This is a genomic window from Streptomyces sp. NPDC050164 (genome assembly GCF_044459945.1).
GTDB classification, from domain to species: domain Bacteria; phylum Actinomycetota; class Actinomycetes; order Streptomycetales; family Streptomycetaceae; genus Streptomyces; species Streptomyces coeruleorubidus_A.
The window spans coordinates 1-19,326 of record NZ_JBITJK010000047.1 but is presented as its reverse complement, the minus strand read 5'-3'; the positions used below and the strand labels follow the sequence as shown (position 1 = coordinate 19,326).

At 68.3% G+C, this 19,326-nt stretch carries 20 protein-coding genes and 5 pseudogenes; 10 read left to right on the top strand and 15 right to left on the bottom strand.

Features of this window, described 5'->3' with window-relative positions; genetic code table 11:
* Nucleotides 1-171: 171 nt before the first annotated feature.
* Nucleotides 172-1,548: a serine hydrolase domain-containing protein gene (locus ACIBNA_RS38925; protein WP_399169987.1), complete on the bottom strand. Its 1,377-nt coding sequence runs from the start codon at nt 1,546-1,548 to the stop codon at nt 172-174.
* A gap of 105 nt (nt 1,549-1,653) precedes the next feature.
* Between ACIBNA_RS38925 and ACIBNA_RS38920 the strand changes: the two genes are divergently transcribed.
* The 3 genes and pseudogenes from ACIBNA_RS38920 (at nt 1,654) to ACIBNA_RS38910 (ending at nt 3,262) form a co-directional block, all read left to right on the top strand.
* Nucleotides 1,654-2,349, top strand: coding sequence for a TetR/AcrR family transcriptional regulator (locus tag ACIBNA_RS38920; RefSeq protein WP_059420472.1), 696 nt, complete (start codon nt 1,654-1,656; stop codon nt 2,347-2,349).
* Nucleotides 2,350-2,469: 120 nt separating this feature from the next.
* Nucleotides 2,470-2,610, top strand: a complete 141-nt coding sequence (locus tag ACIBNA_RS38915) for a putative immunity protein (protein WP_399169986.1) — start codon at nt 2,470-2,472, stop codon at nt 2,608-2,610.
* Between the two features lie 110 nt (nt 2,611-2,720).
* A pseudogene (locus ACIBNA_RS38910) lies at nt 2,721-3,262 on the top strand (hypothetical protein).
* On the opposite strand, the gene ACIBNA_RS38905 reads toward ACIBNA_RS38910, so the two are convergent.
* From ACIBNA_RS38905 to ACIBNA_RS38890, 4 genes are all read right to left on the bottom strand, one after another.
* Nucleotides 3,219-4,010, bottom strand: coding sequence for an IS5 family transposase (locus tag ACIBNA_RS38905; RefSeq protein ID WP_399169985.1), 792 nt, complete (start codon nt 4,008-4,010; stop codon nt 3,219-3,221). The pseudogene ACIBNA_RS38910 and the gene ACIBNA_RS38905 overlap by 44 nt on opposite strands.
* 596 nt (nt 4,011-4,606) lie before the next feature.
* Entirely contained in the window at nt 4,607-5,104 is a 498-nt protein-coding gene (locus tag ACIBNA_RS38900; protein WP_399169984.1) for an MFS transporter, read from the bottom strand.
* A 29-nt stretch (nt 5,105-5,133) separates the two neighbouring features.
* Nucleotides 5,134-5,754 (bottom strand): dihydrofolate reductase family protein, encoded by a 621-nt coding sequence (locus ACIBNA_RS38895; RefSeq protein WP_399169983.1) that lies wholly within the window; start codon nt 5,752-5,754, stop codon nt 5,134-5,136.
* 88 nt (nt 5,755-5,842) lie between these two features.
* Nucleotides 5,843-6,232, bottom strand: a complete 390-nt coding sequence (locus tag ACIBNA_RS38890) for a VOC family protein (RefSeq protein ID WP_399169982.1) — start codon at nt 6,230-6,232, stop codon at nt 5,843-5,845.
* Nucleotides 6,233-6,434: 202 nt separating this feature from the next.
* Between ACIBNA_RS38890 and ACIBNA_RS38885 the strand changes: the two genes are divergently transcribed.
* Nucleotides 6,435-7,112 carry a TetR/AcrR family transcriptional regulator gene (locus ACIBNA_RS38885; RefSeq protein WP_399169981.1) on the top strand — a complete coding sequence of 226 codons (678 nt, stop codon included), beginning with the start codon at nt 6,435-6,437 and terminating at the stop codon, nt 7,110-7,112.
* Nucleotides 7,113-7,121: 9 nt separating this feature from the next.
* On the opposite strand, the gene ACIBNA_RS38880 is transcribed toward ACIBNA_RS38885, so the two are convergent.
* Nucleotides 7,122-7,939, bottom strand: a protein-coding gene (locus ACIBNA_RS38880) for an IS5 family transposase (protein WP_399170031.1) whose coding sequence is annotated in 2 segments (ribosomal slippage) — nt 7,122-7,690 and nt 7,690-7,939 — 819 coding nt in all. Because the reading frame shifts where the segments join, the coding sequence is not laid out codon by codon here.
* Between the two features lie 382 nt (nt 7,940-8,321).
* Here ACIBNA_RS38880 and ACIBNA_RS38875 point away from each other — a divergent pair.
* Complete coding sequence (locus tag ACIBNA_RS38875) at nt 8,322-8,756, top strand: DUF6300 family protein (RefSeq protein ID WP_399169979.1); 435 nt, start codon at nt 8,322-8,324, stop codon at nt 8,754-8,756.
* A gap of 111 nt (nt 8,757-8,867) precedes the next feature.
* Here ACIBNA_RS38875 and ACIBNA_RS38870 read toward each other — a convergent pair whose 3' ends face one another.
* Both ACIBNA_RS38870 and ACIBNA_RS38865 read right to left on the bottom strand, forming a co-directional pair.
* Nucleotides 8,868-9,353 (bottom strand): pyridoxamine 5'-phosphate oxidase family protein, encoded by a 486-nt coding sequence (locus ACIBNA_RS38870; protein ID WP_399169978.1) that lies wholly within the window; start codon nt 9,351-9,353, stop codon nt 8,868-8,870.
* Between the two features lie 388 nt (nt 9,354-9,741).
* On the bottom strand, nt 9,742-9,990 hold the full coding sequence (locus ACIBNA_RS38865) for a hypothetical protein (RefSeq protein WP_399169976.1): 249 nt from the start codon (nt 9,988-9,990) through the stop codon (nt 9,742-9,744).
* A 63-nt stretch (nt 9,991-10,053) separates the two neighbouring features.
* On the opposite strand from ACIBNA_RS38865, the gene ACIBNA_RS38860 reads away from it, so the two are divergent.
* Nucleotides 10,054-10,869 carry a helix-turn-helix domain-containing protein gene (locus tag ACIBNA_RS38860; protein WP_399169975.1) on the top strand — a complete coding sequence of 272 codons (816 nt, stop codon included), beginning with the start codon at nt 10,054-10,056 and terminating at the stop codon, nt 10,867-10,869.
* A 95-nt stretch (nt 10,870-10,964) separates the two neighbouring features.
* Nucleotides 10,965-11,372 (top strand): annotated as a pseudogene (locus tag ACIBNA_RS38855) (hypothetical protein); the annotation flags it as partial.
* 251 nt (nt 11,373-11,623) lie between these two features.
* On the opposite strand, the pseudogene ACIBNA_RS38850 reads toward ACIBNA_RS38855, so the two are convergent.
* Both ACIBNA_RS38850 and ACIBNA_RS38845 read right to left on the bottom strand, forming a co-directional pair.
* Nucleotides 11,624-11,905, bottom strand: a pseudogene (locus tag ACIBNA_RS38850) (alpha/beta fold hydrolase); the annotation flags it as partial.
* A 9-nt stretch (nt 11,906-11,914) separates the two neighbouring features.
* Nucleotides 11,915-12,121 (bottom strand): hypothetical protein, encoded by a 207-nt coding sequence (locus ACIBNA_RS38845; RefSeq protein ID WP_399169974.1) that lies wholly within the window; start codon nt 12,119-12,121, stop codon nt 11,915-11,917.
* A 346-nt stretch (nt 12,122-12,467) separates the two neighbouring features.
* Between ACIBNA_RS38845 and ACIBNA_RS38840 the strand changes: the two genes are divergently transcribed.
* On the top strand, nt 12,468-12,977 hold the full coding sequence (locus ACIBNA_RS38840; RefSeq protein WP_399169973.1) for a lamin tail domain-containing protein: 510 nt from the start codon (nt 12,468-12,470) through the stop codon (nt 12,975-12,977).
* Between the two features lie 715 nt (nt 12,978-13,692).
* On the opposite strand, the gene ACIBNA_RS38835 is transcribed toward ACIBNA_RS38840, so the two are convergent.
* On the bottom strand, nt 13,693-14,115 hold the full coding sequence (locus tag ACIBNA_RS38835) for a DUF350 domain-containing protein (RefSeq protein WP_274821835.1): 423 nt from the start codon (nt 14,113-14,115) through the stop codon (nt 13,693-13,695).
* 542 nt (nt 14,116-14,657) lie between these two features.
* On the opposite strand from ACIBNA_RS38835, the gene yidD reads away from it, so the two are divergent.
* A complete protein-coding gene (gene yidD / locus ACIBNA_RS38830; protein ID WP_399169972.1) occupies nt 14,658-15,095 on the top strand; it encodes a membrane protein insertion efficiency factor YidD in 438 nt (145 codons plus the stop codon).
* A gap of 252 nt (nt 15,096-15,347) precedes the next feature.
* On the opposite strand, the gene ACIBNA_RS38825 is transcribed toward yidD, so the two are convergent.
* On the bottom strand, nt 15,348-15,926 hold the full coding sequence (locus ACIBNA_RS38825; RefSeq protein WP_399169971.1) for a TetR/AcrR family transcriptional regulator: 579 nt from the start codon (nt 15,924-15,926) through the stop codon (nt 15,348-15,350).
* Between the two features lie 90 nt (nt 15,927-16,016).
* Between ACIBNA_RS38825 and ACIBNA_RS38820 the strand changes: the two genes are divergently transcribed.
* A complete protein-coding gene (locus ACIBNA_RS38820; RefSeq protein WP_399169970.1) occupies nt 16,017-16,463 on the top strand; it encodes an anthrone oxygenase family protein in 447 nt (148 codons plus the stop codon).
* A gap of 125 nt (nt 16,464-16,588) precedes the next feature.
* Here the strand turns inward: ACIBNA_RS38820 and ACIBNA_RS38815 are convergent.
* The 3 genes and pseudogenes from ACIBNA_RS38815 to ACIBNA_RS38805 all read right to left on the bottom strand — a co-directional run.
* A pseudogene (locus tag ACIBNA_RS38815) lies at nt 16,589-16,948 on the bottom strand (transposase); the annotation flags it as partial.
* Nucleotides 16,905-17,591: pseudogene (locus tag ACIBNA_RS38810) on the bottom strand (transposase); the annotation flags it as partial. The pseudogenes ACIBNA_RS38815 and ACIBNA_RS38810, both read right to left, overlap by 44 nt.
* A 90-nt stretch (nt 17,592-17,681) precedes the next feature.
* Nucleotides 17,682-18,137: a hypothetical protein gene (locus ACIBNA_RS38805; RefSeq protein ID WP_399169969.1), complete on the bottom strand. Its 456-nt coding sequence runs from the start codon at nt 18,135-18,137 to the stop codon at nt 17,682-17,684.
* Between the last annotated feature and the right edge of the window lie 1,189 nt (nt 18,138-19,326).

Genomic DNA, 19,326 nt, shown 5'->3' with positions numbered 1-19,326 from the left:
TTGTCCATTGCAGTGGTGTCGGCGTACAAGTGGCAGTGCGCCACCACCTGGTACGGATGAGCGTGCACCAAGGTTGATGCGGCGGCGGGTGGCGTCCGTGGGCCTGCTGTCGTCGGGTCGTCGGTCCAGGGTGCCAGAGGAGCCGCTCGGGACCGCCCCGACGCAGCTGGATCAGGGTGATTGCACGACCCGGTTGAAGAGCCGGCCGGCGAGATCGACGCCGATGACCGCGCCGTTGTCGTCGCGGGAGAAGTGACCGCGCTGCCCCTTGAGGCCGCCTTCGGTGACGATGTACTCGTCACCGTCGCGGGTAAGGAAGCCGATCGCTGCGGCCGGGTAGCCGGGCGGCATTTCCTCGTCCGATGCCTCACGGATCTCCGGCTTGATATCGACAGCCAGGGTGAGGCGGGTGCCGTCGGCGGCGATGTCGAGGCTCATGGCGTCGATCTCGTAGCGGCCGACGACCTGCCGGGCCAGCTCCTCGCCGTACGGGACCGGCTCCGCTTCCTGCTCGACGACGCCGAGGTAGAGCTCCAGCGTCCACTGCACGACGGACTGGTTGAAGGGGTAGCCGTCCGGCCCGGCGTTGGCCAGGCAGACCACCGCGAAGTTGCGTTCCGGCGCGATGAGCAGCTCGGCGAACTGGCCGTTGCCCGAGCCGCCGTGCCCGATCCCGAGAATGCCGTCCAGGTCGTGCAGGAACCAGCAGATGCCCAAGCCGTCCCCGAGCGAGCTGGCACGCAGCTTGACGGTCTGCTCCCGCATGCGCTGCAGCGCTGGTGCGGGCAACACGCCGTCACCGTAGCCGAGTTGGAATCGCGCCCAGCGCAGCAGATCGCTCACCGAGGAAGCGAGGCCGCCGCCGGGGTTGTCTGCGCGCGCGCCCTCCTTGAATGCCCCCCACGGCCGGGCGGGGTGCAGTTCGCCGTTCTCGCCGCGGTTGTAGCCCACCGCGAACTTGCGGACCATCACCTCGGCCAGGCCGTACACGGTGTCGGAAAGGCCCACCGGCTCCAGGATGAGCGATGCCATGGCATGCTCGAAGGGCAGGCCCGTGACCTTCTCGATGACCCGTCCGGCCAGGTTGTATCCTGCCTGGCTGTACGAGGCGCGGGCGCCGGGCGGTGCGATCAGCGGCAGCTCGGGCAGCTTCGCCACGAGTCCGGCCAGGGAGCGGTCGCCCTTGCCGTCGTCGACCAGGTTCCAGTCCAGGCCCGCGGTGTGGTTGAGCAGGTTCAGGACGGTGATCTGCGCCGCGGCTTGCTCGTCGGCGAGCTTCACCTCGGGGACGTAGCGCCGCACCGGCGCGTCCAGGTCCACCTTCCCCTCCGCGGCCAGGCGCATCAGCGCGGTCGCAGTGAAGGTCTTGGACACCGATGCCAGATGGAACAGCGTCTTCTCATCGACCGGCAGCGGGTTGGCGAGGCTCGTCACGCCGTGCGACGCGTAGATCTCCTGATCGCCCAGCAGCACCCCGACGGCGACACCGGGAACCCCGAATTCCTTGGCCTGCGCTTCGACAAAATCCGACAGCTTCTGCTGCGACATTGCTCCCCCTCCATGAACTTGAACTAAGTACGAGGAGGAGCGTAGGCCGCCACTTGAACAAAGTGCAAGCCCTCACATGAACTAAGTGCAACTAAGGTGGTGGTCATGCCGAGAGACACGCTGACCGCAGACCGGATCGTCCACGCGGCCATCGAGCTGCTGGACGACGAGGGACTGGACGGCCTCAACATGCGCAGCCTGGCCCAACGGCTCGGCTCGGCCGCCACGGCCGTCTACTGGCACATCAAGACCAAGGACGAGCTGGTCCGGCTCGCCAGTGATGCGATCTGGTACGAGATCGAGCAGCCCGATCTCGACGCCACCGACTGGCGTACGGCCGCTACCATCCAGGCCGCCGGCATGCACGCGATGCTCACCCGGCACCCCTGGCTCGGCCAGGCGTTCGGCAGCCATCTCATGCACGGACCCGGCCAGGCCCGCCATGACGATCTGAGTCTCGCCATCTACGAAAAGGCGGGCTTCACCGCCGCCGACGCGGACCGGGCAGCCGCCACCGTGCTCACCTTCGTGCTCGGCAGCGCGCTCGGCCCCGCTGCGGAGGTGTCGCTGAAGCGCCGGCTCAGCAAGAACGGCGCGGATGCCGAGCAATTGATGACGGAGGCCATGACACGGGCTATCGAGACCGCCCAGCAGTACCCGCGGCTGCGGGAACGCCTCGGCACCCCCGCCGCCTCGCAGTACATCGCAGCCCCCGACAACACCTTCGAATTCGGCCTGCAGTCCATCCTCGACGGCTTCGAGGCCCGCCTCACCGCCGACCGCACCAGCCGGCGCAAGTGACCTATACCCCGACAACACCCGCCCGATCAGCCCATGACCCCCTCTCGGCTTTGCCCCAGCCTTCTTCGCCCACCGCGAGCCATCCAGCGGGACACCGACATGGCCTGAGCGGTGCCGCACATGACTCTGCACTTGAGCGAAATTGCTCTGAGTAAGCAAGACCTTCGTGAGGTCACCGCGTTCGCTGCGGCGTGCGCGGAAGTGGTGCTCGAGGTATTCGAGGCCGATCAGCCTGACGACTCGCGGCCTCGAGACGCTTAGAAGCTGTTGTCTTTCCGGACTTGAGGACTTCGTTTTCGCTGGTCAGGCATAGGTCGGCGATTCGGTGGGAGTGGTGGCCCATCGTGTCGCCGCTCCTGTGGAGGTCGTGGATGCCGTCGGTCGTGGGGCTGCTGGAACAGCGCGAGCTCGCTGCTCGCCGTCGGGTGGACGAGCTGCGGGAGGGGGCCGACCGTATCCAGGCCGAGCTGGACCTGGCCGAACGGAACTGGAAGGAATGGGCCATCGCCCGCTCACGGGTCGGCGAGGTGCTGGCCCCGGCCGAGGAGACCGAGCACGGCCAGGCCGGACAGCGGCGGCCACCGTCGGACGGGCCAAGCAGACGTCGTCAGCGGCGGGGGCCGCGAAGCCCAAGTCGCAGGTGCCCATGTGGCGTGAGGGACTGGCCTGGTCGGTGCTGTCGGCGGACTACCAGCGCATCCTGCAGGTGCTCACGGACCGGCACCGGCGCGGCCAAGGACCCCTCACCGGCCAGAAGATGATCGCTCTACTCGGCCTGGACCCGGTGCCGGCCAAGGTGGAGGCGCTGCGGTCAAAGGAAAAACGTCTGGTCGCGCGCGGCTGGCTGGCCGAGCGGCAGCCGGGGCGGTTCACGTTGGCTGCGGGCGTGAGCGGGCCAGGCGGCGCGTCATGAGCAGGATCATCGACCAGTAGATCATCGCCTCGGCGCTGGCGGTGCACCGCTCGAAGTCGCGGACCAGGCGACGCTTGCGCATCAGATGCGCGAAGAACCGTTCGACGATCCACCGTTTGGGCAGCACCACGAAGCCACGCATGTCATCGCTGCGCTTGACGATCGCCGGGACCGGGGCGAACGCGGCCAGGCAGTTCTCGACGAGGCTGCCGGTGTAACCGCCGTCGGCCCAGATCAGGGCCGGACGGTGATGGGCGTCGGCCACCTGCCCGAGCAGAACGTGGGCGGCGGTGCGGTCGCCGGTGTCCGCGGCGGTGACCATCACACCCAGCAGCAAGCCAAGCGTGTCGACCACGACGTGCCGCTTGCGCCCATTGATCAGCTTGCCGCCGTCGAAACCGCGGCTGTCCGATCCGACGACGGCGTCTGCCTTGACCGACTGCGAGTCGATCACCCCGGCTGTCGGCTCCGTGTCCCGGCCCAGCTTCTCGCGGACCTGTCCGCGCAGCCGGTCGTGGAGCTCCTGGACCAGGCCGTGGTCACGCCAGCGGCGAAAGAACGCGTAGACCCGGTCCCAGGGCGGGAAGTCCCCTGGCATGGCCCGCCACTTGATGCCGTTGTCGACCAGGTAGCGGATCGCATCGAGTATCGCCCGGTGGCAATACGCCTCCGGCTGGCCGCCTCGGCCACGCATCCAGGCCGGCACCGGCAGCAGCGGCCGGACCTGGGTCCACACCGCGTCCGTCATGTCCGAGGGATACCGCCGAACACGTTCCGGGTGATCAGCCGCATTCCCGAATCGGTGAGCGACACAATCACACATCGGTGCAGCTGAGTTGAACTCCACCGGCGCGAGCACGTACAACTGCGGCAACAGGGTCTCCTGGGTCTCGGTTGGCTTTGCAACCCCGAGCTACCAAGAGGCCCTGTTCCCATGCCCGGCACCGGCCGCGATCACCCGATCGAGACTCCCGTTCGACGCACACCTCCGCCGTGCGGGGTCATGTTTCCGATGTACCGCGCGACGGCTGGTTCGGCCAGCGGGCAAAGGGCAGTGGGCCGGAGCACCTTGGGATGAGACAGGAGCTTTCAGAGCGAAACACTCCTCTTTGCTGGCGCGTCAGCGCCCGTGTGCTTTGCCTAATCTCCACGCCGGTGGCCGGGGTAACCCCAAGTTGAGGAGGCCGCTCCGCGCGGTGCGTGCCGTGCTATCGAGGGGCCCAGCCCCCTGCCCCGTCAGCTACTTGCCTCGGTCTGCCTGTTGGCATTCACGGCCTCCGTCGAACCGTGGCAGGGGCGAAATCGTGGGCCTGTAAACGGAGTTCGTCCCGCACCGTGCGGTAGTCAGACCCCCGCTTCTTCATGCTCTTCTCTACGTTGCGCGGCGTTTTCGGGCAGTTCCCGGATGTGTCGTACCCCGGACGCGATAACCCACAGCACGCTCAGCACGGCGCTCGCCGTGCCGATCCACAAGGTCGGCCGCAGGCCGAGCGCGGTGCCCAGCGTGCCGGCCAGCACCGCGCCGATCGGACGCACGCCGAAGTTAGCGGTCTGCACCACGCCCATCACGCGGGAGCGCAGCGTCTCTGGGATGACAGCGAGCAGGTAGCTGTTGGATGCGATGTCCAGGACCGCGACGCCGCAGCCGGAGCCGAGCTGCGCAGTGACCAGCACCACGATGATCAATGGTGCCGGGCCGTCGGCGAGCGGCACCAACAGGAGGGGCAGGCTGAACCAGAGGAACCCGGTGATGGCGGCCGGGCCGATGCCGATCCGACGTACCACGCGCGGCGCGGCGCACGCGCCGGCCACTCCGCCGAGCCCGGCCGCGGCTACCACCACCCCTCAGCGCCCCGGCCGACAGCCCCAGTTCAGTTCCCGGTGGCCGGGGTGTCGGGGCCGGTGGCGCGCGCGTAGGTGACGAAGGCCGCGCCGCTGTCGAGTACGGTGTGGCCGTTGAGCTCCCAGCCGCGCGGATCGAAGGCGGCCTTGTGGGAGAAGATCGGGATTCCGGCGCCGATGGTCAGCGGTGCCATCTTGAGGATGAGCTGGTCGATCTCGCCGTACAGGGCACCGGCCAGTTCCGCGCCGCCTATCAGCCAGATGTCCTTGCCGTCCTCCTGCTTCAACTGCCGCACCTTGGCCACAGGGTCGCCGGCGACCAGTTCGACTGCCGGGTCCGGGCTCTCGGTGAGGGTCCGGGAGAAGACCAGGTGACGTAGGTGGGGGTAGGCATCGGTGATGCCGGCCTCGAGACCGATCTCGTAGCTGCGCCGTCCTTCCAGGACGGTGTCGAAGTGCGTGCCTTGCGCGGTGACGGACAGCGCCGCCCGGGCCGGGGCAGGCAAGGTTTCCGGGTACTCCGTCACAAGGTGCTGGATGTAGTCCTCAGGGATCGGCCAGAAGCCGTCCGGGCCTGAGGGATCGGTGCCGTCCGGGCCCGCGATGAAACCGTCCAGCGTGGTGGCGATGTAGTACACGAGCTTTCGCATGCGGTGCTCTCTCTTCTGGGTCTGCACGATCCGGTCGGCAGGGGGCCGTGCGGGCCGTAAGGGTTTGCGTGGGTACGGGGCCAGGGGGTCAGGAGTGGTCTGGTGTGATCCATTCGACGAGCTGGATGATGACCCCGTTGGGGTCGGTGACCTGGAACAGGCGTTCTCCCCATGGCTCTTCGCGCAGTGGCATCGTGATGTCGACGCCTTCGGAACGCAGTCGTTTCTCCTCGGCTTCGAGGCCGGTGACGGTGAAGGCGAGGATCAGTCCGTCGGCGTGCCGGTCGCGCTGGTCGGGCGGCAGGACGTCGATGCCCCGCCGGAGCAGGACGATGTCGACGGCGGCATCGTCACGGGTAAGGGAGGCGAATCCTTCGGCCGCGGCCTGTTCCCGGTAGCCGAGGTGCTCGGTGAAGAAACTGCGGGAGGCCGCGATGTCTTCGACCGTGAGGGAGACGGTGGAGGCGGTGATCCTCAAGAGGGGTTCCTTTTCCAGGCTGCGGGGTCGGGGCAATGTCGAGGTGTGCAGGTGTGCAGAGCTCGGGGTGGTCGTCAGCGGATGTCATGCCGTGCACTGCCGCGGGAACGCGCCCCCGGACTGATCTTACGTCGATGGTAATATTACTTCCATGAGATCGACCCTGTAAGCATATTTTTGCTACGGAGGTAAAATTCGCCTCATGGAGACAACGACGAGCGCCGCAGCGAGTGCCACCACAGCCGGCGTCACCGCCCCGCTGGGCCTGCGGGAGGCGAAGAAGCAGGAGACGCGACAGCTGATCTCCGACCATGCGACACGGCTCTTCATCGAGCAGGGCTTCGAAAACACCACCATCGCCGAGATCGCCGCGGCCTCCCGCGTCGCGAAGAAGACGGTGACCAACTACTTCGCGCGCAAAGAGGACTTGGCCCTCGACCACCAGGACGAGTTCAGCGCTACGCTGGCGCGCGCCGTGACCTCCCGCCACCCTGGGGAGTCCGCCCTCGCGGCGCTTCGCCGTGCTTTCGAGGCCGCCGTCGCGGCGCAGGACCCGGTCGCCGGATTCGCCGGCCCGGACTTCTCCCGCATGATCACCGGCAGCCCCACCTTGTCGGCGTGCCTGCGTAACCTGCACGACCAGCGCGAGCAGGCGTTGGCCGAGGCCCTCGCCGAGGCCGTCGGTGCGCAGCCGGACGACATCACCGTCCGCACGGTCGCCGGGCTGCTCGGCGCCGTGCACCGCGTCCTGTTCCAACGTATCCAGGACCTGACCCTGGCCGGGCACACCAACGACAAGATCGCCAAGACAATCGCGAAGGAAGCGGCACGCGCCTTCGACCTTCTCGAACCGGCCATCAATGACTACGCGATCGCCTGAGGGGGCCTTTCACAATGCTGGATTGCTGCGGGCGAGAGTCATGCAGTGGGCGAGTTGGAGGAAGGCGTCGTGCATGTCGTCTCGCGCTTCCCAGCGGATCCGTAGACGGCGTGGGCCGTGGAGCCAGGCGATGGCGGACTCGGCAACCCATCGCACCCGGCCCAGGCCCGAGCCATGTGGCTGACCGCGCCGGGCGATCTTCGGGACGATGCCGCGCTCGCGCAGACGGCGACGGTAACTGTCGTGGTCGTACCCGCGGTCGGCATACAACGCCCGGGGCTTACGCCGGGGCCGTCCCCGCTTGCCCCGGACCGGCGGCACGCCGTCGACCAGCGACAGAAGCTGCGTGACGTCGTTACGGTGGCCGCCGGTGTGCGACATCCGCAGCGGGATGCCGTGCGCGTCGGACAGCACGTGATGCTTCGAGCCCGGCCGTGCACGGTCAACCGGACTCGGACCGACTTTTGGGCTGCTTCGCCCCCGCTTGGCCTGCACGTGCGAGGCGTCAATGGTGACGCGGGAGAAATCCAGACGGTCCGCCGCCCGCAACCGGTCCAGCAGCATCCGCTGGAGTTCTCCCACACCCCGGCCTCTTGCCATTCGGCCATCCGCCGCCAGCAGGTAGGCCCGGAACCGAACCCCAACTCCTGCGGCAGGTACTCCCACTGGACCCCGGTGTAGAGGACGAACAGCACACCCTGCAGCGTCTTGCGGTCATCGATCCGCTTGCGCCCCGGGTGCCGGAACCGCCGCTCATGCTTCGGCAGCAGCGGCTCGATCACCGCCCACAGCTCGTCACTGATCTCCCACGGCTTTTGCCGCACCAGGGTCACCCCCACACAGCACGGAGTCACTTCCACCTCCACCGTGCCACAGGAAGATCATTCTGCAAGGACCCCTAAGGGCTGTAGACCCAACCCTTGTCCTGCCGAGTGGCCACCACGTCCGCGCTAGTGGGCAGTGTCGGCGGCGACCCGGTTGACCACGCTGACCGACGACATCAGCGTCGCGTACGCAGGGCCACCGGGAATCTCCGCACTTCTGCGTGGGACCCTCAAGCAGCAGCGACCAGGTTTCAGCAGTTCAGCGAAGTCCGTCGCTTGGTCCCGGGGGATCTGTCATGACGTCCCCGGGGCCAAGCACACGGAGTCGCGCTGCTCAACGATGCCGTGACGGGCGCGTCACGCTCCACCCCGAAAGGGGACCCGCATGTCACAGTCCTCCGCCTGGCGTTACGTCGTGCGCCCCGATGGCTCCTTCTTCCGCACCTTCAATGCTGACGGCGATCTCGATGACGTCAGCGACGAAGAACTCCTCCGTCTGAGGCCCACCTCCGGCCGAGCCGAACGGCCGCTGCGGCCGTGCTCCCGCTGCGGAGGCGACCTTCTCCTGCAGTGGAACGGTCCGTGGGGGACCGGTGTGTGGATGGAGCTCTGCCCGGCCTGCGACGCCGATCTCCCCGCCGCCAGCGCCTTCATCCGCTGGCACCGAGACCCCGACCGTGGCCCGAAGGCGCTGCCCAAGCTGTTCGAGGGCTGGGAGACGGAGACCATGCGCGCCCACGGCTGGTCCCGCGCCGCGCAGCGCGAGGCGCCTGCTTGCCCGCCGGCCCCGCTCGGCCTCACACCGCGCGGACAAGGCTGAGCACAAGCAGAAGGTCCGTGCCGTCTGCGTCCGGCACGGACTCTCGCGCGGCCAGCCTCCCATGCGGCTACACCGCCGCCGAGCCCAGTCCGAGGTCGGCCGGCTGTGCGCTCACTCGGACTCTCCACACCTCTGACCGGCGGCCGTGTCCGTCCCGGAGGTCAGCCGGGCACACCACAGCGCGGCGATCTCCTCCTCCGCGGCACCGCCTTCGTACGCTGGAGAGATCAGCGGCTGAACCTCCAGCACGCGTACCAGGACAGTGGAGTTGACGCGGGCCGGGTCGGTGCCGCGCCCACGCTCGAAGTGATGGACGATCCGCTCGTGCATCTCCCCCTCCGTGAACACTTCGCCCACTCCACGGAAGCGGTACCCCTTGCGCCGTACCGGGTCCACGACATTGATCTCGACTGCGGGATTTCTGGCGAGGTTGGCGACCGTGCCTGGCGAGTGCAGGTCCAGGAAGACCAGGTGCTCGTCGTCCCACACCTCCGTCGTGCCCTTGGGGGACAGATTCGGGGTGCCATCCGGGCGGACAGTGGCGACAAAGCCCAGACCCTGCGCCGCCACCAGGCGGCGAATGTCGTTGTCCAGCATCGCTGTCGAGCTACCTCCGTGCCGAGACCATCTGTGGTTCACGTCCCTCGGGCCGAGAAGACCCGCAGCCGTGAGCTGACTTCGTTCATCTCCAGCAACAGCGTTTGGTGGCGTGTTCCGGAGCCAGCTGGTGATCTTGAGGCTGGTAAATGTTGAGGCGAAATAACGGCGCTGTCGTCGGAACACAGGTGTTCGTTATCGGCTGCGTGCCCGGTGTCGGCGCACGACTTTGACTCCCCAGCCACGTGCAGATGAACGTCCCCAGGCGCTGGTACGCGTTCGCGAGCGGACCTCGTGAGGTCACAAGATCGTCTGCAGTAGGCGGGCTGGCTCAGGAACCCCACTCGTCCCTGCCCGACTCGCCTCGCGGCCCGAAACGCATCGTGCATCAGGCCGCCGATCTGGCCACGGCTACCGCCCAGGCGATGTACAGGACGTTCACGACCAGCCGAGCCACCACACCGGCCGGCCGTTCCAGCAGCCTGGGCCGGTCCGGCCGCGCGCGTCGCAGCGCGTCCACGTGGGACACCAGGTAACAGGTGATCAGGACGGCGGCGGCCCAGCCCCCGGCCGGTCTGCTGCAAGGAACCAGCACCAGTGCACCCACCATGACCTCCGCCGACCCGCTGACGGCCACGAGGAGGCGCTCCCGGCGGAGCCAAGCGGGTACCAGTCTGCGGAAGTAGCCAGGAGCGAGGAAATGCAGGACCCCCGTGACGACCAGGAACACCGCCAAGGCGACGGCAGCGATAGCGTGCATGGCACGATGATCCGTTCAACGCGTGCCTGGGCACTTGAACAAAACGATCGCCGCATCGTCTTCGCCTCCGACACCGAAGCGACGATGTTCGCCGAATCCCGCTCGTTCCGCGTCGCCCAACACCGGCTGCCCGCGTGGAAAGCGGTGCTGCCGATCGGCGGCCACGCCGAACTCCGCCAGCCCGGACGGCCCTTGGTGGCGGCGTTCGGGCTGATCGTTCCGCCCCAGCTGGCCCACACCTGTGCGGCGACCTCGGCCTACATCGCCTTGTTCATCGACCCCTGGCTGCTGCCCTCCTGCCCGGAGCCGATACGGCTCGATGCCGGTGAGGTCCGCCGCCTGCTCGCCGCGCTCGGCACCACTGATTCCGACGGCCCCGACGCCGGTGTGGACCTGACCGCCGGATACGCCGAGCTGCGGACACTCGCCGGGTGCCCATCCCCACTCGATCCGAGAGTTGCCCACGCTGTCGACCTGTGCACGTCGCGCGATCCGGACATGCCCATCACCTCCATCGCCATCGAGGTCGGCCTGTCGGCCGTGCGGCTGCGCGCCCTGGTCCGCCAGGACGTGGGCATTACGCTTACCCGCCTGCGCCGATGGGGTCGGCTTCGCACCGCGATCGCCGACCTGCCGGATTCGACTGTCGCCTTGGCCGCAGCCACCGCAGGCTTCGCCGACCAGTCCCACCTCACCCGTACCGCGCGGGACTTCATCGGGCGTACGCCTGCCTCTCTGCGACGCGCTGAAGCGTAGGGCGCGCCCTTGCTAGCCCGATGTGCCCCGCCCTCTGAGACCGGCGAGCCCCGGCCCTCCCTGATGTACTCGACCGCCTTCAGGACCGGGGACGTATGGCTGTACCTGACTGGCCGCGTTCAGGTGTACGCCGACACCCTCAACGTCACCGGTCCCTAGCCCCTCCCTCCCCCCGTCCGGAGTCGAGCCCGACGGCCGTGGCCGAGCGCTGTTCGGAGGCAAGCCCGACCGCTTCCGCGGCGGTCCACAGTTGTGCGAGGGTCGTGGGGATCCCGGCCCCGGCCGTGACCTGCTGGACCACCGCCCACGCCGATCTGCACTGGGCGAACGTCACCTCGCCCCTACGGCTTATGGACTGGGAGGGCTGGGGGCGAGCTCCGGCCGTATCCAACGGAACGGGGAACCCCATGTCGGCTTACGTCATCGTCAACGTTGATGTGCTCGACGAGGAGGCCGGCCTGGTCTACGCATCCATGGCCCAGAAGTCCATCCTCAGCTACGGCGGCGGTTACCTGGTCGCGGGCTCCACGCCCAAGCCCGTCGAAGGCACCTGGGACTCCTCCGACCGGCCGCACGTGCTGCGGGGCACGCACCCACACCCGATATTCCGCCGCCTCCACACCCACGTCCAACTGGTGGAGAGGCAGACTTCCGAAGGCGCGCAATTCCGGCGCCACGACCGCAAGGTCATCGCCAAGCAGGGCTGATGTACCGACAACAGAGCCGCCATGAGGCCTACTTCGAGGACGGGGGGGGCGAGCGCGCCGCCCCAGTCGTGGCCGACGAGGACGGCCTCGGCAAGGCCCAGGGCGTCGAACCAGGCGTCGAGGTAGCGGGCGTGGTCGTCGAAGGAGTAGGCGAGGTCAGGCTTGCCGGAGTCGCCCATGCCAATGAGGTCGGGAGCCAGAAGGCGGCGGCCGGGCGTGGCCACACCCGGCAGGACGTTCCGCCACAGGTGGGAGGAGGTGGGGTTGCCGTGGAGGAAGACGAACGGCAGCCCGTCGGGGGTCGCCGGACTCTCCTCACCCCAGCACATCTGGTGTGACTACCCCTGTAGGTAGCGGTGCAGGGAGGTTTTCGGGATGCCGGTCTTGGTGCTGATCTCCCCGGAGCTGCTGCCCTGGTCCTTGAGCAGGCGCGCGTACGCGATCTTGTCGGAGGGGTGGGCTACGGGGCGGCCGACGCGGCGGCCGGCTGCTTCTGCGACGGCGCGGGCGTGGGCAGCGCGTTCGGCGGTGAAGGTGCGCTCCACCTCGGCGAACAGGGTATGGGGTGGTTGTTACTCACTTTCGGGTGATGGGTGTGGGTGGTGCCGGGTGGCGCATCGTGGAGGACGCAGGCTACGGGCCAGCCGCCGCAACGGCGCTCGGTCCGACGGAGCGTCAATTAGGCACTTACGGTGCATAGGTGGACGTTGCAGGCGAGAGTCACAGGTATGTGGATGATGCGTAACACGGTTCACGTCTCGCTCGCATGGCTCGACCTGGTGGTCAAGGTGTGGGTGCGCGGCCAACCGGCCGTCGCCCGCACTCGCACCACCCCGCGCACAGCCCTGCTGGCAGTGCGCGGGATGTGCCCGCATCATGCAGGGAGACCCTGTGTCCGTTTCCATGAAGGTAACCACCCGCCGTCTGGCTTCCGCCGCGCTCGCGGCCGCTGCTGTCATCGGGGCGGTGGCGCTGCCGGCGTCCGCTGCCGACGTCGCCGGGGCCGCCGAGTTGCGTCTGCAACAGCCGCGCGTTCAGATCAGCGACGTGCAGTACGACTCCCCGGGCTATGACGACCGCTCCAACCGCTCCCTGAACAGGGAGTGGGTGGAGGTCACCAACACCACCCGCCACAGCGTGAACCTGGACGGATGGACGCTGTCGGATGAGGACGGTCACACCTACACCTTCGACTCCTACCACCTGGCCGGCCGCGCTACGGTGCGCATCCACACGGGCGAAGGCCGCGACACCCGCACCGACCTGTTCCAGGACCGCCGCCGCTACGTGTGGGACAACCGCTCCGACACCGCCACCCTGCGCAACGACCGTGACCGCTTCGTCGACGAGGTCTCCTGGGGCTACGACCGCCACGACCGAGGCGAGCACCGCCGGCACTGACGCTCGAGCACACGTGCCGGTGACTACTGAGGATGGCGCCCGCACACTTCTGTAACGCGGCGGCGCGCCCGGCCCTTCACGGCCCGGCGCGCCGTCGTACGCGGGTGTGGAATGGCAGGGGAGCGGCGGTGTCCCGGGCCGGCGGGACGCAGAGCGCATCGGGCTGGTTTCCGGCCGCCAGTGCACGGCTGGTGTCAGCCGCGGCGGCCACCGTCCTCCCCGCCCGCGCCCTGCGGCGAAGTGTGAAGAGAAGTCGGTCACCGCCGTGCGCATGACCGTGGCCATCTCGGCTCTACCCGCCTTCACGCCTGATGATGACGTCGGGGTCGTCACGGCCCTGCTCGAGCCAGTAAGCCCCGAGCAGGGCCGCGTACGGCACAGGATCATCACCGCGCGGTGGCGCCGCGGGATACCGCCGTAATTGCGCGTACAGCCGCGCCTTCACCCCCAGTTCACCGGGCATCCGCCGCACCGCTCCGATGCCGGAGGTCGCTCACAGCCGGTCCAGCTCGGTCATCGCGGCGAGCGCGGTTGCGGCTGTGCTGCCCCAACCGAAGAACGCCTTCTACTGGCCACACCGCTGCCTGGCCGCGAAGGCCCAGGTCATGGTTGCTCTCAGGGCATCAGATGGCATACACGCTGAAGCCGCTTGCTCCGTGGAGCAGGGAAGCCTCCACGGCGTGTGGTGGTGGGCCGTCTCGCAGGGACAGCGGCTTCAGGCGATGGACGCCGAAATGATGGCGGAAACAGCGAGGTTGCAGGACGCCGTCACCCAGACCGCAGGATGAGGCTCTGCCTCGACCAGTGTCGCACCCAGGCGCCCTGGCGTGATCAGGTCCACCACCAGGAACGCCACGGCCATCATCACCAGCCCGAGCAGCCCGAAAGCCGCGGTCGAGACCAGTCCCTTGCCGAAGTCCTCGTACGTCGTCCAGATGGACGTGAACACGATGCCACCGATACCGAGCAGTGCGGAGCTGAGCACCATGGCGGCGTTGCGATTGCGCTGTTCCCAGATCTGCCGGCCGAGCTTTCCAGGCGTCAGCACGTCGACCAGGACGATGCCGAGGACCAGCAGGACCAGTCCCAGGCCGCCGTATGCGGTGGCTCGCCCGAGTCCGTTGACGATGTCGCTCATGGGGTTGCCGACTCCGTAGCGTGAGAGATCGTGAGTGATCGCGGTCAAGGAGAGGTAAAAGGTAGCGCACAGGTTCCGCCTACTGATCGGCGCCCGGGTCTCCATGAGTATCACCGCGCGAGGATGCAACTCCGGTTCGAGCCAACTGGGGTTGATGTACCGGCGGAGGAATGCCGCGTCCAGTGGCTGTGCGCCACCCGCCTGGCCCCTGGAGGCCGCCGCCCTCCCCTCCCGTGTCAGTTCTGCGGCGCGGGGATCAGGGCCACATCGCTTGACCGAGCCCGACAGCGTCGGCCTCGCGTCCGGCCGCGCAGGATGCCAGCCGCGGCGCCAGATCCTGCCCGTGGTGGTCGCTTGTCGACGCCCTGCCCGACGATGCCGCCGAGCAGCGGGCGCGGCTGCACAAGCGGGGACATCGGCGCTGATTTCGCGGACCAGCGCGGTGCCTCTGCGCAGCATTCGCGCAGAGCGTCGGTTCCGAGCCCGGGATCGCTGCTGACCCGTCATATGATCTTTCGACCGTGACGGGGAGGACGGACTTCATGGCGCGAAGCGAGAAGCGCGGCCGGAGAAAGGGAGCGGACGGCGAGAAGGACGAAGGATGCTGCGCGGGGGCGCTCGACACGCTGGCCCACCCGTGCTGCTGCGGCGGCGTGTCGCAGGCGGCCGTGCTGCTAGCCGTCCTCCGTCCTTCGCTCGCGGCCGCCGGCCACGGCGCTGACCCTGCCGCGCCCCTTCCGGGCGGGCGGGTGTCCGCCTTGATGTACCGGGCCGTACGCCATTACCGCGTCGCGGTCAGCCCGACCCGGCCGGCCTGCTGCCCATACACCCCGACCTGCTCCACCTATGCGGCGCAGGCGCTCCACCGCCATGGCGCCCTCCGCGGCGGCTGGCTGATCCTGGCGCGTCTGTTGCGCTGCCGGCCCGGTGCTGCCCGCCGCCGGGGCTTTCACGACCCGGTGCCGCCGGGCCGCGGCTGACCGCCACCCGCGCATTCGCCCGTCCGGCCCGGTACCGGAGCGGGCGGTACCCAGGGGCCCAGCAGCCGCCGCAGGATCCCTGGTTTCCGCGGCCGGTGTTTCCCTAGGGCGTGTATCGGGTGGTGATCAATGAGCATCGCGGCTTGCGGGGCGGGTGCCCGTCTGGGGTACGGGGCCCGGCCGTCTGCGGTTGCGCCGTGTGGGCGCGAGTGACCGGAAGCGATGCCGCAGGCAGGCGGCCGGGGCGGCGTGTCAGACCATGGCAAGCCGGTCCACCAGCAGCTCCACCCTGCGCTCGGTGTCCTCCGGCGGGAGCCGTCGCGCCCGGGTCAGGGTGGCCAGTCCGTGCAGGGCCGCCCAGAACGTCTCGGTGAACAGTGCCGGGTGGACGCCGTCCCCGGCGACCTCGCCGAGGCTCTCCAGCAGGGCGGCGAAGGCGTCCTTCAGCGGCTCCGGGGTGTCCTCGTGCGCGAACGCCAGGCCGCCGTCGAGCTGGAACATGGCGTCGTAGACCGCCGGGTTGCGTTCGGCGAAGTCGAGATAGGCACGGGCCAGGGCGGCGGCCCGGGCGCGCGGGCCGTCTGCGGCGCGGGTCGCGGCCCGCAGTGCCGCGGCCATCTCGGCGGCACCCTGGAGGGCGACGGCGCCGATGATCTCCCGCTTGCCGCGGAAATGGCTGTAGAGGACGGGCTGGCTGTACTCGATGCGCTCGGCGAGTCGGCGGGTGGTGACCGCGTCCCAGCCCTGCTGCTCGGCGAGTTCGCGGGCCGTGGCCACGATGAGGCGTTCGCGGCCCGCCCGTTCGCGCTCCTTGCGTTCCTGTACCGACATGATTCGATTCTAGCACTGCTAGACAATCAAGCGGCAGCAGTACTAGCGTTGCCTCATCGGCTAGCAACGCTAGATGCCAGGAGGGTCATCATGCTCAACGCACTCGAGGTGTTCACCACCGTGGTCGTCGGCCTGATGGTGGGGGTGGAGTTCTCCGTCGCCTTCGTCATCAACCCGATCCTCAACGCCCTCCCCGAGGACAGTGGCCAACTCGGCCGCGCCCACGGGGGCCGAATGCTCGGCGCCCTGATGCCGGTCTGGTACATCGGCTCGCTCGTCCTCGTCGCGGTCTGGGCCATCGCCGGATGGCACCACGACGGCGCCGGCCTCGCCGTCACCGCCGGCGCGCTGCTGATCCTCAGCGTGATCATGTCGCTTCTGCTGCTCGTCCCGATCAACAACCGGGGCAAGACGTGGACCCCCGAGAATCGGCCCGAGGACTGGAAGGAGCAGATGAACCGCTGGGACCGCTTCCACTACGTCCGCGTCGCCGTCATCATCGCCGCCTTCACCCTGCTGGTCGCCGCCCTCGCCTGAGCCCGCGGGCCGACACCGCGCTGGCGGCGCACAATCCCCACTTCCCGGGCGGCAGCGGGCCACCGAAATCCCGACATCCGGGAATGCGACTGCCGCTGAGGGCCCACAACTGCGATCCCGACAAGCTACGTCCCTCGATGACCTGCGCGGCTCCCGGCTCTGGTTCCGGTGAGGTCTTTGATCCAGATCACCGAGGCACGCAGGTGAAGCCCGGCGAGGTAGCTTTCCGGGGTCTTGTCGTAGCGGGGCGCGATGCCCCGCCACGCCTTGAGCTTGTTGATCAGGCGCTCGACGGTGTTCCTCTCCTTGTAGAGCTCGGCGTCGTGGTCGACGGGGCGTCCCCCTTTGCGGCCCTTCCTCTCCCGGTTGGCGGCCTGGTCCCGTTTCTCCGGGATGACGGCCTTGATGCCGCGCCTGCGCAGATGGTCGCGGTTGCCGCGGGACGAGTAGGCCTTGTCCCCGGCGACCGCGACCGGGCGGGTGGATGTGATCGGCGGCGGTGTTGGAGCCCGCGCTGCCGGGCCGCAGCAGAGCGGCCACCGGCTCCCCGGAACCGGCCTGGCCGTGGTCGACGAACGAGACGGGCGGATGATGGCCGAAGGTCTTCTTCCAAGTCGGGGTCGCGTCCTGCTTCTCGGAGTGCGCGAGGACCAGCACCCCGTCGATGTCCACGATCACGCTGCCGTCGGCGGCCGGACCGTCCGCACCGGCCAACTCCCAGACCCGCGACGGTACTTCGGCCCGCGCCGACCGGATCGCGGTGAGGGCCTTCGGGGCGGCGGCGAGGACGTCGACGAGACGGGAGACCGTCGGATCGGAGGCCACTGGGCCGAACACGTCGGGCTCGGCCCGCAGCATCCCGACATCGGCCAGGCAGTCCCCGCCGAGCGCGACGGCCAGAGCCACATCCAGCAGGATCTTGCCCGGATCGTGCACCGTCCGCGGCTTGCGCCACGGCGCCAGCGCCGCCGATATCGCAGTGTCCAGGCCCAACTTGCGGACTGTCTCGACCAGCAGCACCGCCCCGGCCTGCGAGACCACCCCACGGCCGCCGCCCTCGACACGAACACGCGGATACGACCCGCTCGCTTGCTCACCTGGAGAGTGCTTCTTCCTCGCAGCTGACAGGACCCTCGACAAGTCCCATCGTTGCAGGTCAGAGACACTCTCCGCTTATTTGATCAAGCATCGGACACCCCACCTCGTGAAAGCCCGAGGCTAGGGCGTCCACAGGAACGCGTGCATGCTGCCGTCCGCCGTGTCGCCGTACCCTGCGCCCTGGCCCTGCTCGTTGAGAGCTTGCCCGAGGCTGGTCAACCCGCCGCTGAGCGTGCCCAGATCCTGCATGCCGCCCGAGCCAGACCACAAGAACGCATGCAGACTGCCGTCCGCCGTGTTGCTCAACCCTGCAACCTGGCCATGCTCGTTGATCGCTTGCCCGGAGCTGACCGTCCCACCGAGCGTACCCAGATCCTGCATACCATCCGAAGCGGACCACAAGAACGCATGGTCGCTGCCGTCCGCCGTGTCGCCGTACCCTGCGACCTGGCCCTGGTCGTTGATCGCACGCCCGACGCTGGACGTCCCACCGCTGAGCGTGCCCAGATCCTGCATCGTCCCCGCGGACAGCGCAGGCGCCGCGGCCTCCGCGGCCGCAACAGGCGCTGCCAGCACCCCAACCAGTAGGGCCACAGCGGCTAACCCGATTCTGCCCCGATTCCGCCTAACCAACATGCCTTACCCCTCCCCTAGCCGACCCGTTTGGCCAGCACGTCAGGCAATCACAAGGCTGGACGGGCGTTCAACCAACTCCCAGCCAACCGGGCCAGGCAACCTACCTAACGTCGATCATTCATTTGGGCGGTCAGCTGGCTGACGACCCGTCGCACATGCGGATCGGACCCGATTCGGACCCGATACGCTTCTTCACCTGGAAAGGGCCTTCGACGGTGGCGGCAACAAGGGTCTCAATAGACTTCAATCTCACTGGTCAGAGGGGCTTTCTGCTTTCCTGATCACCAGCCGGACAGCCCACTTCATGAAAGCGTGAGGCTAGCCGTCTCTGTGGGCCGTAGCGGCGTGTCCCGGAAGCCGCCCGAACCGACAAGGGGGAACGCAACGTCCGACAGTCCCACAACGACCGGCCGCCGGAGGTTCGGCGCCGTCATGAGAGCACGCCGTGCGCTGGCATGACCAACCTCAGACACTCGAAACGGGGAACCAGGTATGACATCACAGATTCTGCGTAAGGCGGCTCTTGTCGGGTCCAGTGCGGTCCTTATATGCGGACTCGCCGTCGCTCCAGCGGCCGCATCCACTGCCGATCAGTCGGCCGCGTCAACCGGCTGCGTGTCTATCGAGCACGAGGATTATCGTTCGGCCTTGATTTATAACCAGTGCCATACGGGCGCATATGCCACCGTCTCGCTGGACTGGTCGTGGGATCCGGACTGCGTGGTCCCTGGCAGGGGGTTCAACACGGTGACCTGGGACCACGACACTACGCCCGATTACGCCTACGAGTGCTGATGTCGGCAGCCGCCTTTGCGCGGGTACGAACGTAAAAGGGACTCGGCAATTCGCCTGTCGATCCTCGGATGGGGACCCCAGCTGGGGTCCCCATTGCCCTCTTGTACGACCCTGGCCTCCGGTCTTCTGCTGAGTGCCGGCGTCTGAACCGACTCGTCGGGTTCAGCGGTCCGGAGGACTGATCAGGCGGCTTCGGACATCACATAACGTCAGGCAACTTCACGATGCACACTGCTCACTGAGCGTTTTCAGAGTGGCCACCGGTCGGGTGACGGGGTGGCCTCCCGCAACGCACGAGGCTCCGGTGCCGTTGAGAGAGGTGTTCGACGTCTCA

Excerpts from the sequence above, each read along its gene's own strand:
- ACIBNA_RS38885 (WP_399169981.1), top strand. The coding sequence starts at position 6,435 with ATGGAGACAACGACGAGCGCCGCAGCGAGTGCCACCACAGCCGGCGTC.
- ACIBNA_RS38920 (WP_059420472.1), top strand. The coding sequence starts at position 1,654 with ATGCCGAGAGACACGCTGACCGCAGACCGGATCGTCCACGCGGCCATC.
- yidD (WP_399169972.1), top strand. The coding sequence starts at position 14,658 with ATGGCGCGAAGCGAGAAGCGCGGCCGGAGAAAGGGAGCGGACGGCGAG.
- ACIBNA_RS38835 (WP_274821835.1), bottom strand. The coding sequence starts at position 14,115 with ATGAGCGACATCGTCAACGGACTCGGGCGAGCCACCGCATACGGCGGC.
- ACIBNA_RS38860 (WP_399169975.1), top strand. The coding sequence starts at position 10,054 with ATGCAGGACCCCCGTGACGACCAGGAACACCGCCAAGGCGACGGCAGC.
- ACIBNA_RS38905 (WP_399169985.1), bottom strand. The coding sequence starts at position 4,010 with ATGACGGACGCGGTGTGGACCCAGGTCCGGCCGCTGCTGCCGGTGCCG.
- ACIBNA_RS38870 (WP_399169978.1), bottom strand. The coding sequence starts at position 9,353 with ATGCTGGACAACGACATTCGCCGCCTGGTGGCGGCGCAGGGTCTGGGC.
- ACIBNA_RS38925 (WP_399169987.1), bottom strand. The coding sequence starts at position 1,548 with ATGTCGCAGCAGAAGCTGTCGGATTTTGTCGAAGCGCAGGCCAAGGAA.
- ACIBNA_RS38875 (WP_399169979.1), top strand. The coding sequence starts at position 8,322 with ATGTCACAGTCCTCCGCCTGGCGTTACGTCGTGCGCCCCGATGGCTCC.
- ACIBNA_RS38915 (WP_399169986.1), top strand. The coding sequence starts at position 2,470 with ATGACTCTGCACTTGAGCGAAATTGCTCTGAGTAAGCAAGACCTTCGT.
- ACIBNA_RS38820 (WP_399169970.1), top strand. The coding sequence starts at position 16,017 with ATGCTCAACGCACTCGAGGTGTTCACCACCGTGGTCGTCGGCCTGATG.
- ACIBNA_RS38825 (WP_399169971.1), bottom strand. The coding sequence starts at position 15,926 with ATGTCGGTACAGGAACGCAAGGAGCGCGAACGGGCGGGCCGCGAACGC.
- ACIBNA_RS38895 (WP_399169983.1), bottom strand. The coding sequence starts at position 5,754 with ATGCGAAAGCTCGTGTACTACATCGCCACCACGCTGGACGGTTTCATC.